This is a genomic window from Candidatus Nitronauta litoralis, assembly GCA_015698285.1.
Taxonomy (GTDB): Bacteria; Nitrospinota; Nitrospinia; order Nitrospinales; family Nitrospinaceae; genus Nitronauta; species Nitronauta litoralis.
In genome coordinates, this window is the sequence record CP048685.1 from 927228 (window position 1) to 942013 (window position 14786).

Annotated in this window: 13 protein-coding genes; 3 read left to right on the forward strand and 10 right to left on the reverse strand. The window is 47.8% G+C overall.

What is annotated here, in order from left to right:
• Positions 1–138: 138 nt before the first annotated feature.
• Positions 139–957 (reverse strand): 30S ribosomal protein S2, encoded by an 819-nt coding sequence (rpsB, locus tag G3M70_04245; GenBank protein ID QPJ61138.1) that lies wholly within the window; start codon positions 955–957, stop codon positions 139–141.
• A gap of 309 nt (positions 958–1266) precedes the next feature.
• Here rpsB and G3M70_04250 point away from each other — a divergent pair, with 309 nt between their 5' ends.
• The 3 genes from G3M70_04250 (at position 1267) to G3M70_04260 (ending at position 4118) form a co-directional block, all read left to right on the forward strand.
• Entirely contained in the window at positions 1267–2793 is a 1527-nt protein-coding gene (locus G3M70_04250) for a tetratricopeptide repeat protein (GenBank protein QPJ61139.1), read from the forward strand.
• Between the two features lie 84 nt (positions 2794–2877).
• Entirely contained in the window at positions 2878–3606 is a 729-nt protein-coding gene (locus G3M70_04255) for a hypothetical protein (protein ID QPJ61140.1), read from the forward strand.
• A 116-nt stretch (positions 3607–3722) separates the two neighbouring features.
• Positions 3723–4118, forward strand: a complete 396-nt coding sequence (locus G3M70_04260; GenBank protein ID QPJ61141.1) for a GIY-YIG nuclease family protein — start codon at positions 3723–3725, stop codon at positions 4116–4118.
• Positions 4119–4145: 27 nt separating this feature from the next.
• Here G3M70_04260 and glnE read toward each other — a convergent pair whose 3' ends face one another.
• The 9 genes from glnE to fabZ form a co-directional block, all read right to left on the reverse strand.
• Positions 4146–7328, reverse strand: coding sequence for a bifunctional [glutamate--ammonia ligase]-adenylyl-L-tyrosine phosphorylase/[glutamate--ammonia-ligase] adenylyltransferase (gene glnE, locus G3M70_04265; protein QPJ61142.1), 3183 nt, complete (start codon positions 7326–7328; stop codon positions 4146–4148).
• Positions 7329–7404: 76 nt separating this feature from the next.
• On the reverse strand, positions 7405–8817 hold the full coding sequence (glnA, locus tag G3M70_04270) for a type I glutamate--ammonia ligase (protein ID QPJ61143.1): 1413 nt from the start codon (positions 8815–8817) through the stop codon (positions 7405–7407).
• A gap of 243 nt (positions 8818–9060) precedes the next feature.
• The gene (locus G3M70_04275; GenBank protein ID QPJ61144.1) at positions 9061–9399 is read right to left on the reverse strand and encodes a P-II family nitrogen regulator; all 339 of its coding nucleotides are present in this window, start codon (positions 9397–9399) and stop codon (positions 9061–9063) included.
• A gap of 392 nt (positions 9400–9791) precedes the next feature.
• Positions 9792–10430, reverse strand: coding sequence for a lysophospholipid acyltransferase family protein (locus G3M70_04280; GenBank protein ID QPJ61145.1), 639 nt, complete (start codon positions 10428–10430; stop codon positions 9792–9794).
• Positions 10411–11574, reverse strand: coding sequence for a lipid-A-disaccharide synthase (gene lpxB, locus G3M70_04285; GenBank protein QPJ61146.1), 1164 nt, complete (start codon positions 11572–11574; stop codon positions 10411–10413). The genes G3M70_04280 and lpxB overlap by 20 nt, the downstream gene beginning before the upstream one ends.
• An 18-nt stretch (positions 11575–11592) precedes the next feature.
• Entirely contained in the window at positions 11593–12405 is an 813-nt protein-coding gene (locus G3M70_04290; GenBank protein ID QPJ61147.1) for an LpxI family protein, read from the reverse strand.
• A 53-nt stretch (positions 12406–12458) separates the two neighbouring features.
• The gene (locus G3M70_04295) at positions 12459–13427 is read right to left on the reverse strand and encodes a Gfo/Idh/MocA family oxidoreductase (GenBank protein ID QPJ61148.1); all 969 of its coding nucleotides are present in this window, start codon (positions 13425–13427) and stop codon (positions 12459–12461) included.
• 2 nt (positions 13428–13429) lie between these two features.
• Positions 13430–14203 carry an acyl-ACP--UDP-N-acetylglucosamine O-acyltransferase gene (gene lpxA / locus G3M70_04300; GenBank protein ID QPJ61149.1) on the reverse strand — a complete coding sequence of 258 codons (774 nt, stop codon included), beginning with the start codon at positions 14201–14203 and terminating at the stop codon, positions 13430–13432.
• A gap of 98 nt (positions 14204–14301) precedes the next feature.
• Positions 14302–14742, reverse strand: coding sequence for a 3-hydroxyacyl-ACP dehydratase FabZ (fabZ, locus tag G3M70_04305; GenBank protein ID QPJ61150.1), 441 nt, complete (start codon positions 14740–14742; stop codon positions 14302–14304).
• Between the last annotated feature and the right edge of the window lie 44 nt (positions 14743–14786).

Here is a 14786-nt window from a genome sequence, read left to right on the forward strand (position 1 = left end):
TAGTGGGCTTCTAAATTATCAGTGCTTCCAACTCAGGCAAATCCTGGAAAACCTGGTATTTCCTGGGGCAAAAATACGTTTTAGAAGTACCCTTTATTTGATTAACTTGCCAGCCGCGTTACATCAGAAGAGCGGGAATTATGCAGAAGCGGTTTCCTTACCGGCTTCACCCGCGGCGGTTTTTTTGGCAACTTCCTTGGCCTCAGCTTTCTTGGCCGCCGCCTGGGCTTTTTCTTTTTCAGCTGCTTCCTGTTTATCGTGTTTTGCTGCCTTGTGAATTTCCGCGCCTTCAATCGCCAGATCCGCAAGGCGGCTGGTGAAGAGGCCAATAGACCTTATCGCGTCGTCATTGCCAGGTATTACGAAATCAATACCATCCGGATCGCAATTCGTGTCGACAATGGCAACAACCGGAATATTCAGCTTCTTTGCCTCAGCCAACGCAATCTTTTCCTTTCGCGTGTCCACGATAAAAACTGCATCCGGCAGGCTTTTCATTCTTTTGATACCACACAGGAATTTATTCAGCTTGGCAATTTCCTTGCGCATTCCCTGGGCTTCTTTTTTATTCAGGTTGGCAAAACCGGTTTCCTCTTCCATCCTCTCAAGCTCGAGAAGCCGCTCAATACTTTTCCGGATCGTCTGAAAGTTGGTCAACGTACCACCCAGCCACCGCTGGTTTATATAAAACATATCGCAACGCTCGGCCTCTTCTGCAATCAGGTCCTGCGCCTGTTTTTTTGTGGCTACAAACAGGATTTTTTTCCCGTTGGACACCAGGTCCCGGACCTTGGCTTCCGCTTCGCGAAATTTTTTGATGCTCTTTTGCAGGTCTACAATGTGGATGCCGTTTCGAGCGCCGTAAATATAGGGCTTCATTTTAGGATTCCAGCGCGTGGTTTGATGGCCAAAATGAACTCCAGCTTCCAGCATTTTCTTCAGACTAACTTCAGACATGGTTTCTCCTTGAATTGATTCAGGTTAGACCGCCGCCCCCATCATCCCGGCGCGGAAACCCGAAGGTCACCTGCCGCTCCGGTCCGAAGACGTGCGAGATAGAATAACTATTCAATTTTAAAGGTTTTTGCCACGGAATGGCTAAACACGCATCATATCACACAGGTTGATTCTGCGACAACAATATTTACCCTGATTCAAAGCCTTTCAGGAGCTTATAGGAATATAATGAGGATTGATTTAGCGTCCCGGCTTGAATTTTGTTAGGATCCTCTCCATCAATTGAACTCCCGGACCCCACTTTTAAAAATGACTGAATCCCCAGAAGAACATTCACTGACCTCTGAGCAGGCATTTGAGCTCGCCTTGCGGCTCCATCAGGGTGGCCAGTACAAGGAGGCGGAAAGCTTGTACCGCGGCCTGATCGATCACAATCCCCAGCATATCGAGGCTCTTCATCTGCTCGGGGTGTTGCAATACCTTCTTGGTAAAAACGATGAAGGGAACAGGCTCATGAAGCAGGCCTTAAAGGTCAAACCGGATTTTGCTGAAGCCCATTTCCTTCTGGCTAATGGGTATCAGCGCCTCGGAAAGGTAAATGAGGCTATAGAATCCTACCAAAAAACCGTAGAACTTCAGCCAGGGCATGCCCAGGCCCATAGCAACCTTGGGCTCACCCTGCTGGGCTCAGGGGATTTAAAAGAAGCGGAAGCGGCCCTTCGCATGGCGCTGAACCTCGCCCCAGACAAACATCAAACACGGGTTCACCTCGGCACGGTTCTCAAACAAGCTGGAAGACCAAAAGAGGCGGTGACCGAATTCCAGCAGGCCCTCGCTGCCAGTCCCAATTTTGCCGGGGCGCGCAATCATTTAAGCCACACGCTGATGGACCTCGGTCGCCTGGATGAAGCAGAAGCCTGTCTGCGTCAGGGAATAGGATTAAAGCCAGAAGATGCCGAAGGGCATTACAACCTTGCCCTGGTACTGGCTCATCGTGGTAAGCAGGAGGAGGCCATCACTCACTATCAGGAAGCGGTGAAATACGACCCGGATTTAAAAGAAGCCCACAGCAACCTTGCTAATCTGCTATTGGAGTCCGGGGAAAAAGAAGAAGCTGCAAAACATTTCAACCGCACCCTGGAGCTTGAACCAGAAAATAGGGTCGCTCCCTATCTTCTAAAAATTGCTAAAGGCGACCAACCGGAACGAGCTCCCTTGGACTATGTCCGGGCTCTGTTCGATCACTATGCCCGGGATTACGACCGTCACAATAACGAAGACCTGAAAGCCGAGTCGCACAACCATTTAAAAAAATCATTGCAGGAAGTCGCCGGCCCAAAACGATTTACCAATGCACTGGACCTTGGCTGTGGAACCGGAATTGCCGGAGTGACTTTTCGCGAACAGGTCGACCATCTTACCGGCGTGGACCTTTCTCCAGCCATGATTGAACAAGCCTATGCCCATGAGGTTTATGATGTTCTGAGAGAAAGCGACATACTCCGTTATCTCGAACGATCCCAAGATGCTTTTGATTTTATAGTGGCCATCGATTCCCTGCCCTACTTTGGCAATTTGACTTCAATACTCAATCTGATTAACGAGCGTTTGATGGACGGGGGATTGTTCTGCTTCAACACAGAATTATTGACCGGAAAAGACTGGAAAGTGCAGGCCTCTGGACGATTTGCACACAGCCCGGATTATTTAAAAATCTGTGCTCAAAAAGCCGGCCTCAACCTGTTAAACCTTGACCAGAAGCGGATCCGGCTGCAACGCGAGGGGGAAGTGCTGGGTAACATTTGTATTTTAGAAAAAAATAATTCTCGTCACTAAAGAGCCATTCCGCTTGAATTTTTTCATGTATGGACCATATTAGTAAACAGTTACCTTATTGAATACTGGAACGAGGATAACAAGATGAAAAAAGCTTTGATCCTGGTAGCGGCGGCTTTGGTTTCAATTCCCCTCTCCGCAATTGCCGAACCTCACCCTTCTCTTTCCAACAGTCTTTCCGGCTCGACTCCGTTACGATTTTTCCAATCTCCCTCTTCCAGTTTTTCACGTTTCAACAGGGGATACCAAACAAACCAAAACAGATTCGGGTTGAGAGGTCGCAATTTTAACAAGGGTTTGAATAACCGATCCCATCCACGCTTTAACCGCAGCAACCGTTCTTCTGTTTCGGGGCGTTTCAATAATTCGGGCGGAGGTTTTATTCAGTTTCCCGGTCAGTCTTCCAACTTTGGACGCAGGTTTTCAAATTACCCCCCACCCAGCTTGACGATCAGTCGCAAACAGCTTCAATTCCAACGTTTTCTTGAAGAAAGAGCCCAAAGAAAACGGGAAATTCTCGGCAAAAAGGAAAGCACCCTCGATTTGAACCGGGATATCCTGTATGGCCCCCTTGGCAGCCGTACCCGACCGGGATTTGGAGCCAGGCTCAATACCCCGTTCAGTTTCAGAGCATCACCTACTGATAAACAGACAATCTCTGAAAAACAGCAATTAGATATTTCGAAGGCTAAATTGAAAAAACCTAAACCGCAAGGATGGAATCCACGCCGTTTGAAAAAAACCAACCCTACCCGGGGCGTTATCAGTTCAATTCCGATGACGAGTCGACAAAAAGCCCGCCTGAATTTTTAATCTACATTTCTCGGCAAACCTTTCCAAAAGCAATATGCCAAGTTTGTTGATCTGCACGTTACCAACTCTGGGATTAACCTCAATGAAATCAGGTCCTGCACGTTAAAACATTCACAATGTCCTCTGAAAACACCAAAACCCCAAAGCCAGCCAGAAAGTCATTCAAAGAAAACCAACAGTCCGTAAGCGAAGAAAAACTTTGTGATTCGCTTGCAGAATCTGCTTCAACACCCTCAAGCGATCATTACGTCACCCCTCCCAAAAAAGAGTGGGCGGTTTATATTATCGAATCGGATTCCGGTAAATTGTATACAGGCATCACCACCGACGTCGAACGCCGTTATGATGAACACGCAACCAACCCCAAAAAAGGAGCCCGGTTTTTCAGGACTTCGCGCCCAAAGAAACTTGTTTATTCAGAAAAGGGGTTCACGCGCTCTGAGGCAGGTAAACGGGAAATAGCGATAAAACGCATGACTCGCGCGGACAAATTAAAACTTTGCAAAAAATAATTTATCGTCCAAAGGGAATCTGCAGGCTTAACGGGCTGTTCGCAGTTTCTTATCGATAATTTTGCGATAAAGCTCCCGCACCCTGCCGGTTTTCTTATCGTATTCCTGAATCAAGGCTGCAACACGTTCCTCACCTTTTCTCATCTCCATCCCAAACATGCGTGCGATCCCGGCAAGTGGTTCAGTTTCCGTAGGAAGGCAATTGGCGGAGCGCTCAGAAAAAAGTCGAAGGGTACACTCCAGGTTTCTCAGGAAGAGATAACCTGCACGCAACTCCGCTGCTTCGCGATCATCCATGATTCCCATTTGCGAAAAATTCTGGAGAGCGTTCAGAGTATTCGTCGAACGTAACGCCGTCGATTTTTCTCCATGTCTCAGTTGTATGATCTGAACCGCAAACTCGATATCAGCGAGGCCACCGAATCCCAATTTGACGTTTTTCCCCTTCTTCTCTTCCTGGGCCAGTTCGGTCTCCATTCGTTCTCGGAGACGGGCGATCTCAATGAGGTTCCCATAATCCAATCTCGGGCTGAATGTGAAGTCCTGTGCAATTTTTAAAAAACGGGCACCGACTTCGGGATTCCCTGCCACAAACCGAGCCCGCGTCATCGCCTGCCGCTCCCAAATGCGACCACGGGTTTTAAAATAATCCTCATATCCCTTTAAAGGCAGGATGAGGGCTCCCTGATTACCCTCGGGTCGAAGGTCTGTATCGATCTTATAAGCAATCCCGGCGGGCGTCATGGCCGCGCAATACTTGTACAGTTTTTGAGCAAGAGAGGAATAGCGCGTCACCGCTGTGGAACCGTTTTCTTCTTCATCGTATACAAAAACAACATCCAGATCAGAACCAAAATTGAGTTCTCCACCACCCAGCTTCCCCATCCCCAGAACGGCAAAGGTCCCGGCATCCTCAAAACTCTCTCCTGTTTCCAGTCGAACTTCTTCCGCCGCAAGATCAAGAGATACTTGAAGATAAAGATCCGCTAACCGCGATAAATCCTCAAGAGTTGCGATCAGGTCTGTTTCACGAATCAGATAACGAATTCCGATACGCAATTCTTCCGCCTGCTTAAATCGGCGCAGGGTCAGTAGCCGTGCAGTCTCATCCGTGCAAACTCCCAGACGGTCCGAAAGCTCTTGCTCCAGTTGCGGCAAAGTTTTGTAGCGATAAAGTGAATCCGGACTCATCAGCACATCCATCAGGCTGGGCTGACGAATCAAGATAGAAGACAGCAACTCCCCGCTACCGAACAGGATTAAAAACAGTTCCAGAGTTTTTTCATTGTCATGGAACAAATTGAGCAGCATGTCTCGTGATTGGGAGACTTCAATAAACTTGACCAGGTTTTCGATCGCTGAATTGGGGAATGGAACGCGCCTGCTCAATTCCAGCATGTTGGGCAAAACCTCGTAAAATATCCTGATGCTTTTTTCACTGGCAGGAATTTTTGCAGGACCATCTCTCAAGGATTTTAAAAAACGAAATACCCGTTCTGGCTCAGAAAACCCATATTCTTCTATCAATTTTTCAGAAAAATGAGATTCCAGATCACGGCGCATTCCCCATTCGTTAAGCGTCTGTTCGGCTTTTTCCTGTTCTTCCTCTTCATCAAACAATGTGGTGAACATTGTATTTACAAAGGAAGTGTGAGTTTTGTACTGGTCCATCAGCGCACCGATCCTTTCCTCTCGGCTGTCGCCTGTGACCCCCATTTTTCTGGCAAGCACATCTAATGCCTTGTCTTCAGTTGGCAAATGATAAGTTTGAAGACCAAAGGATATCTGTACCCGGTTTTCCAGGTTGCGAAGAAAAACATAGGCGTCCCTTAACCCCGTATACTCGTCATCTGAAATAAAACGTCTAATACGCAACTGCTCCAGGGTGATCAACGTACTTGTGCTGCGCAGGCTTTTATCTCGACCTCCGAACAATAACTGATACGCCTGCACCAGGAATTCGATTTCCCGGATGCCCCCTGCTCCCAGTTTGATGTGTCCCTTCTCCTTATTCTTTTGAGCCAGGTCAACATCAATCTTACCTTTCAGGTCTTTCACTTCCTTGATTGCCGAAAAGTCCAGACTGCGCCGGTATACAAAGGGAGTGATCATTTCGAAAAACTGTTTGCCAAGAAACTCACTGCCAGCACTGACCCTGGCCTTGATCATTGCCTGTCGCTCCCAGGTGCGCCCCCACGACTGGTAATAAGTTTCACACCGACTCAGGGAATTGGCAATCTCCCCACTCTTTCCCTGGGGACGTAAATCCAGGTCGACACGAAAGACACTGCCTTCGGCGGTGATATCATGCAAAGCTTTGGTGATCATTTGACCCAACCGTGTATGAAATTCGTGGCTGGTTATTGACCGTACTTCCTGATCTGGCTCTAGTGAACGGGTTTCACCCTTGCTTGATGTGTATATATAAATAAGATCGATATCTGAACTGTAATTGAGTTCGCGCCCGCCCAGCTTACCCATGGAAAGAATTGCAAATTCCGATTCCTTTTCTACATCATCTTCATCAACAAAAAAGGGAACACCGTACTTGTTTTTCAGCTGCTCAAAACTGTACTCGTAAGCGACCTGCATACAGACATCCGCCAGATCACTCAGGTTTTCTACATTCTCCTGCAACGTCACCCGTCCCATCAGATCACGCAGACCGATACGGATGTACTCCCGTTTTTTAAATTGTCTTAGCAGCGTCGGGGTGTTGGATGGCAGTGAGTCACTCCCGGCCAGCGTATAAAAATCCCGGTATAGCACATCCTTCGTTTTTGGCTGAAAAAGGGTTTCCGGCAGACTGAGCCAATCGATATGAGCAGGCCTGGACAGAAGCGTATCAGAAAGAATCTGGCTGCCTGAAAAAAGTGTAACCAAAGCTCCCAATAGATGGTCCGAGGAGGTGAGCTGTGAATATAAATGCTCACGGTCCTGGATGATATCGACCAGTCTCAAAAAGTTATTGAGCGCTGCGTCCGCATCGTAACAGGTCGAAAGCCCGGAAAGGAGACGCGGAATAAAGTTGGGATGACGACTTTGAAATGAAGTGTGCCCTGAAATCAGGAGAAGCTGCTGCCAGGCCTTGGAAGGCTCTTCAAAACCAATCCGCTCCAGCAAAGGCTTTAGGGAGTCTTCCCATTCGATATTCTTGTACAAGGCGTTGGTTAAGGGTTCAAGCCAGTCCATGGGAAAACACTTTACCATAAAGAAAGCCCCCTGGAAGATTCCAGGGGGCGGGCAAAACTTTTACACTATAAAAACTAATTTTGAAGATAACGACTTATGCATCGTAGTAATGGAAAAACTCCAACGGATGCGGCCGCAATCTGAGTGGTGCTATTTCATTTTCACGCTTGTAATCAATCCAAGCCTCGACCACGTCCTGAGTGAACACATCTCCTTTAAGAAGGAAATCGTGGTCGTCTTGGAGCGCATCCATGGCTTCCTCCAAACTGGATGGCAAGCTGGGAACTTTTGCCAACTCTTCCGGTCCGAGGGCGTAGATGTTCTTATCCAGCGGCTCACCTGGATCAATCTTGTTTTCGATACCGTCAAGTCCTGCCATCAACATGGCCGAGAATGTGAGGTAGCCATTACAGGTCGGGTCAGGGAAACGACACTCCAGACGTTTCGCCTTTGGACTTGGAGAGTACATCGGAATACGCACTGCAGCGGAACGGTTACGGCTGGAATACGCCAGATTAACCGGCGCTTCGAAACCCGGTACCAGACGCTTGTAGGAGTTGGTAGTCGGTGCAGCAAAGGCCGCAATGGCTCGTGCGTGTTTCAGAATACCACCAATGTAATGCATACCCATTTCACTGAAACCCGCATAACCGTTTCCAGCAAAAAGAGGCTGCCCCTCTTTCCAGATACTCTGATGGATATGCATTCCGGAACCGTTATCATCAAAAACGGGTTTCGGCATAAAAGTCGCGCTCTTGTTATGGCGGCGAGCAACATTTTTCACGATGTACTTGTACCACATGAGACTATCTGCACAACTTACCAGAGAATCGAATCGCATATCGATTTCGCACTGACCTGCAGTGGCGACTTCGTGATGGTGACACTCCATATGAATGCCAACCTGCTCCATCAGGCGCATCATCTCGGTTCTTATATCCTGCAGGGAATCGGTCGGTGCAACCGGGAAGTAGCCTTCTTTATGGCGGGGTTTGTGCCCCAGATTTGGCCCTTCGTCTCGTCCAGAGTTCCAGGTGCCCTCACGTGAATCAACAAAGTAGGCTGAGTGGTTTGGCCCCATATCGTAACGAACATCGTCGAAAATAAAAAACTCGGCTTCGGGCCCGAAATACGCCGTGTCACCAATCCCGGTGGACTTTAGATAAGCTTCGGCTTTCATGGCTATGTTTCTAGGATCACGCGAATATCTTTCCCGGGTAATGGGATCTTCAATGTTACAGATCATGCTGACGGTTGGAACCTGCATGAACGGGTCCATCATGGTCGATGTCGGGTCGGGAACAACCAGCATGTCACTGTTATTAATGACCTGCCAGCCCCGGATACTTGAACCATCGAACCCAAGCCCATCCTCAAACAGACTGTCATCCATTTCACTCATCGGAACTGAAAAATGCTGCCAGGTTCCCAGGAAATCCATGAACTTCAAGTCCACAACCTCCGCATTGTTTTTCTTTGCGTAATCAATAGCCTCATTAGCCGTCATTGCTTTCTCCTCGGTTTGGTAAAAAGTTATTTCCAAGCAAACATTTTGCAGAACCTTTTGAATAGTTGGTAACTATCAGGCCCTTGTGAAAATTAAAGGTAATGGCGGCGCTGTTATTTATTGTCTAACAGAACCGGCGCACTCACAAATACAGGAGTGCGCCTCGAATTCCTGGCATCGACCAAAACCACCTACTCATTTTTTTTATGGGGACTTCCCTGAAAAGACAATTGTTCCGGGAAACTAGATTGCGTCTTCTCCCCTTTCACCTGTGCGAATACGAATCACATCCTCCAGGTTAGTAACAAAGATTTTTCCGTCACCAATCCTGCCGGTCTGGGCACCTTTCATTATCGTGTTGATTACATCATCCACCTGAGAATCCGGGATGATGATCTCCACCTTGATCTTTGGGAGAAAATCCACTACATATTCGGCTCCGCGGTACAATTCGGTGTGGCCCTTCTGTCGGCCAAACCCTTTCACCTCGCTGACAGTGATCCCCTTAATCCCAATTTCATTCAGCTTGTCTTTTACTTCATCCAGTTTGAAAGGCTTGATGATCGCTTCAACCTTCTTCATAAAATCGTACCTCACTTTCAGCATTGAGGATGATACCGGACCACCTCCGATCCGCTCTCTCCCCTGAGAAAAATCCTGTTTTATCCAGCATGGAGCCAGGGCCTACCTTGAGGATTTCCATTTGAAAAAAGAACAATACCAAATTTCACCCCCCTGAGGCTATCCTAAATCAAGCCTCGAGATGCATGACCTCCTCTCAGGTTACAATCTAATATACAATTATCATGCCAACCCGGAGCAAAACCATCCGGCACACAAAGCCATAAAGCCTTGTTTTTATTGAGTTTTAATTTTAACTGAATGGCCTGCCAAAACCACACATTCCAACAGATTTTGCTTATGCTCTATTTTTAATCAACAAAATAATTGCTGATCAAAATAATGGCATATCTCTAATCAACCGCTTCAGTTATTTGATTCAAAGCTTCGTCGAGCTCTTTTTGCTTTTGGGCCAGTAGGCGGTCATCCGCCTTTTTAGGAAGTGTGATGGGATGACCAAAATTCAGTGTGCATTTAGAAAAAGGCAGGGGAAGTACAAACCGGTCCCAGGAGTTGAATTCGTGCCTCGGACTTGCTCCGAACGTCATCGGGATCAAAGGGGCTCCTGTGATTCTGGATAATTGAACACTCCCGACCTGGGCAACATGACGAGGGCCACGTGAACCATCTGCCACCACCACAACCCGCTCATCCCTTTTCAACGCTTTTAGCAATTCCTTGGACGCCGCAAGGGTATTTTTATAAGACGACCCCCTCACAACTGTGTATCCCAATAGAACACCCAGCCGGGCCAATACTTCAGCATCCTGACTTGGACTGACCAGGATATTCCAGTCCTTACGTCCGCGAAAATAGAATAACAGAAAAAAAATCCGGCTGTGCCAATGCGTCATGATGTAACGGCCCGGAAGGTTTTCAAAGTATTCTTCGTTCTCCGGACTCAGGTTGGTGACCCGCAGTGTTCGACACCAGACCTGCAACAACAGGTAAGCAAGGTAGGGCAGGATGTATTTAATGAGGATTTGTTTCAAGTCCCATTTCCTTTGCCATATCAGCCGCTACCCGGTAGACCACCCCCGGTGTTCCAAGGGAATCCCGAACACCCGCCATACGGTTTCGTATCGTATTCCTGATTGTCGGATCTTTTAAAACCTTCAGGGCTTCGGTAGCCAGCCGTTCAGGTGTCACCTGTTCATTCAACAACTCGGGCGCCACCTCTTCTTCAGCAACAATATTAACCAGTCCAAACCATTTGATTTTTACGAGCCAACTTAACAAAGCATAAGAGACAGGATTGACACGATAAATAATCACTTGAGGACAAGTGAAGAGCGCAGCTTCCAAAGTAGCCGAACCCGATGCCAGAATTAAGATATCGCTGGCCTGCATAACCTCATAATTTTTTCCGGGAACCAGCAACACTTCCACAGGATAGGGTTCAATCCGGCGGCTAATTTCAGACTCATCGATTGTATCGGCAACGGGCAGGAGGAACTGGCAATCAGCAATTTCTTTTTTTATCAACACTGCTGCCTTCATCATGTCATCGAGCAAATAACGTATTTCACTTTTTCGACTGCCGGGAAGTAACCCGACAACGGGCGTTCCGGGCTTCAGGTTCAATTCATCTTGAGTCGCTTCAAGTGATTGCCGTGGCTTCACAAGGTCAACAAACGGATGTCCGAGAAATGCCACTGGCACGCCAGCACTTTTATAAATCTCCTCTTCAAAAGGGAGGACCACATACATTTTGGTTACATATTTTTTGATGCGGTGGATGCGCCCCGAACGGGAGGCCCATATTTGGGGTCCAATATAAAACAGCGCGGGGCAGTCAAATTGTTTACACACACCTGCGAGGATAAGGTTGAATGCAGGATAGTTGATCAGAATCGCAGCGCGGTAATCGCCCCGGGCAATGCGACGACGTAAATCAAAAAAAAGTGTGAGATGGCGAAACAGGGTACCAATCAATTCAACAAACCCGACCGCACCCAGACCTTCTATACCTGAAAGTATCTTGACACCGGCGGCTTTCATCGCCTGCCCACCAACACCCTCAAACTCAATGTTCAAATGTTTTTCCCTGAATGCCTTGACCAGTCCACCACCGTGCAAATCTCCTGAAGCCTCCCCGGCGATGATGAGCACGCGATTTGATTGGGAAGAGGTCAACAGGTACGCTCCGTCAAGTCAAATACATACGATGGAAAGTCCGGCAGCGTCCGCCATATCAACCACCTTTTTGCGGTTTATGAGCATCACCCGGCCTGCTTCCAGCGCAAGTGCAGACGCTTTTCCTTTGATCATCAGCTCAATAGTATGAGGACCGACGCCGGGCGCATCGAAACGATAATCCTGATTGGTCCGGCTCACTTTAACAACCGAACAACCCCCGTTTGAAAATTCGCATCCACGTTCGATCGCCTTATCGGTACCTTCAACAGCTTCCACGGCGATTACGGTTTCGTTTCGGACCACAATCGTCTGGCCAATTTCCTGATCCGCCATACTACGCGCGATTGGCATTCCAAACCTGATATCCGTCATGATTTTCTCGGAAGGTTGTTTACGGGTAATGACTCCCTTTTCCGGAAACAACTCCGGCACCAGCTCCTTCTGGTCAAGAACAGTTCCACCCAGTTCTTTAATTCGATCAATAACACTGAGCATGAAGGATTTATCCTGATGATTTTTTAACGCCTTTATAAATTTCAAGGCTTCCATATCCAGCATCTGGATGCGAAAGATCATGCTCTTTTCAATCTTTCCCATGATGACAATGCCCGTCACATCTTCATTCTTGAAAGCTTTAAGCATTTTGCCGGGTTGACCGATGTTGATATTGAAATTTTTCTCGACCAGAGGTTCCAGCAATTGGCTAATATCTTTGGTCAGGGAAATTGAAACGATCCGGATTCCCTGAGCTTTGGCCTTTTCCGCGAAATATACGGGAACCTCGCCGGCGCCGGCGATCAAACCTATGAGTTGAGCGCTGGATTCCATTTTTCTCTGGTTCTGATTGGGTGGCTATGGGATTGGGGAAATTGGCAACGGCTTCAGGCTAATTGCTGTTGTTCCTTGAATTGCTCCACAATCTTGAGTGCGATTTCAAGGGAATACAGTTCCCGGTCAACACTGGAGTGGCGCGGAGAGCCATTGCTTGCACAATCAATAAAATGCAGGATCTCATGTTTGAGCGGATTATCCTTGTGCACAAAAATCCGCTCAACCAGGGACTCTTGCTTGTAGCGCAGGGATCCCTTATTCATTTGGTGTTCGGATGATGACTGCCGGTGTACGTAAATCTCCTGATCCGTGTAGTCGAGTATGACATAGGAATCTTTAAGAGTAACGCACAGGGTACGTTCTTTATTTTGCGATGCGCGGCTTGCCAGAATGTTCGCAACTGTTCCGTTTTCAAATTGCAATTGAACATTCACCAGATCATCGCGATCTGAGAAAATCGACCGACCCATTACCTGGATACGGCTCACACGCGATTTGACAAGGTTAAGCACGATGTCGATGTCGTGAATCATGACATCCATCACGACACCGTCTTCAATATTCCTCTGTGGGAAAGGCCCGGTACGCTTGCATTCAACATACAGGGGCTCATCAACTATCTTGTGCAACTCCTGGACAGCACCATTGAAACGTTCTACATGGCCAATATGAAGCGTCAGGTTTTTTCCTTCCGCCAGCCGGAACAGTTCCTGCGCCTGGGCCAGGTCATGTGCACAAGGTTTTTCGAGCAGGACATGCACCCCTGCATCGAGAAACAATTTGGCCGTTGAAAAGTGCAAAACTGTTGGCACCGCAATAACAACCCCATCTACCTTGCCGATGGCATCTTCCGCTCTGGTCACAAATGGAACGTTGTAGCGTTTGCCGATTTCCTGAGCTCGCTGTTCATTGTTATCCGCCACAAGAGTCAACTCGGCAGCAGATTGTTCAGATAAAACACCGACGTGATATTCGCCCATTTTTCCGACGCCGATCACACCTATTCGAAAAGTTTTCATGATTATTTTATGATTCCACGGGAGGAGGCTTCGATAAAGTTCATAAGATAGCGGATTTCATAGGTATTTTCAATTTCCGACTTAATGCGTTCCACTGCCTGACTTGTGTTGAGGTCGTTGTCTTTCAAAATTGTGAAGGCTTTTTTTAAACCAGCACGAATCGGCGGTCGAAAATTCCGACGCCTCAAACCTACAGAATTGGTACTGACCAGCCGGAGAGGAACGCCTTCTACCAGTGAATAGGGCAATACATCCTGGCGGACCACCGAAAATCCACCAACCATACAATGAGCCCCAATGCGAACAAACTGATGAGCTCCCACCATTCCGGAAACAAAAGCATGTTCACCGATTTCAACATGGCCGGAAAGACCCGTCTGATTGACGATCACAACGTTGTCGGCAACTTTACAATCGTGGCCCAAATGGCTGTAAGCCATTAACATTACGTGCGATCCTACTTCAGTTGCTTTTCCCTCATACATTGAACGGTGAACCGTTACGTATTCCCGTATCACGGTCGACTCGCCCACGCGGACAGATGATTTAATGCTTTGATCAAAACCGGCCACCTGAGGCTCTCCCCCCAGTGAAGCCCCTTGAAAAATTCGACAGTTGGGCCCTATCTCCGTACCGGATTCGATGACAACATGAGACCCGATTTCACATCCCTGCCCAATACGCACACCCTTCCCAATAAGGGTAAAAGGGCCAACACTGACACCTTCGCCCAATTCTGCATCGGGGTGCACAATTGCCTGGGGATGAATATTCACTGTAGATAGAGAGATGGGAACTGGGACTTATCCGGCCTTTTTTTCCGGGAGAGCCCGCAAATGAGATTATTGAAAACTTTCAGTTTGCAGCAAAAGCGTTAAATGGAGTCCGGGTCTTTCATCATGGCCTGAAAAATTCCCTGGGTGACCAGGTTATCGTCAACAAAAGCCTGCCCCTGAAACCGGAACAGCTCCTTGCGTTGCTTGATCTTGACCATTTCCAGTCTAAGGGTATCACCTGGGACCACGGGCTTTCGAAACTTAACTTCATCAATGCCCATAAAAAGAACGATGGGATCACCATCAGGTTTCAGAATACGGCGCCCCAGAATACATCCCACTTGAGCCAGAGCTTCTACAATCAACACGCCGGGCATGACGTGGAATTGGGGGAAATGCCCCACAAAAAAAGGTTCATTGATCGTTACGTTCTTGATGCCTACGATCCGGGATTCATCATCGCATTCAATCACACGGTCAACCAGCAAAAATGGTGGTCGATGGGGAAGGTGTTTTTTGATGTCCTCAATGTCCAGCATTTGGGCCTCTCCTGAAGATTGCCATCCGAGGGTGGGCACCCCCA

Bases quoted from the DNA above. Each gene is read 5' to 3' on its own strand.
- fabZ (QPJ61150.1), bottom strand. From the start codon at position 14,742: ATGCTGGACATTGAGGACATCAAAAAACACCTTCCCCATCGACCACCA.
- G3M70_04260 (QPJ61141.1), top strand. From the start codon at position 3,723: ATGTCCTCTGAAAACACCAAAACCCCAAAGCCAGCCAGAAAGTCATTC.
- G3M70_04295 (QPJ61148.1), bottom strand. From the start codon at position 13,427: ATGAAAACTTTTCGAATAGGTGTGATCGGCGTCGGAAAAATGGGCGAA.
- glnA (QPJ61143.1), bottom strand. From the start codon at position 8,817: ATGACGGCTAATGAGGCTATTGATTACGCAAAGAAAAACAATGCGGAG.
- G3M70_04255 (QPJ61140.1), top strand. From the start codon at position 2,878: ATGAAAAAAGCTTTGATCCTGGTAGCGGCGGCTTTGGTTTCAATTCCC.
- G3M70_04290 (QPJ61147.1), bottom strand. From the start codon at position 12,405: ATGGAATCCAGCGCTCAACTCATAGGTTTGATCGCCGGCGCCGGCGAG.
- G3M70_04275 (QPJ61144.1), bottom strand. From the start codon at position 9,399: ATGAAGAAGGTTGAAGCGATCATCAAGCCTTTCAAACTGGATGAAGTA.
- G3M70_04250 (QPJ61139.1), top strand. From the start codon at position 1,267: ATGACTGAATCCCCAGAAGAACATTCACTGACCTCTGAGCAGGCATTT.
- glnE (QPJ61142.1), bottom strand. From the start codon at position 7,328: ATGGTAAAGTGTTTTCCCATGGACTGGCTTGAACCCTTAACCAACGCC.
- rpsB (QPJ61138.1), bottom strand. From the start codon at position 957: ATGTCTGAAGTTAGTCTGAAGAAAATGCTGGAAGCTGGAGTTCATTTT.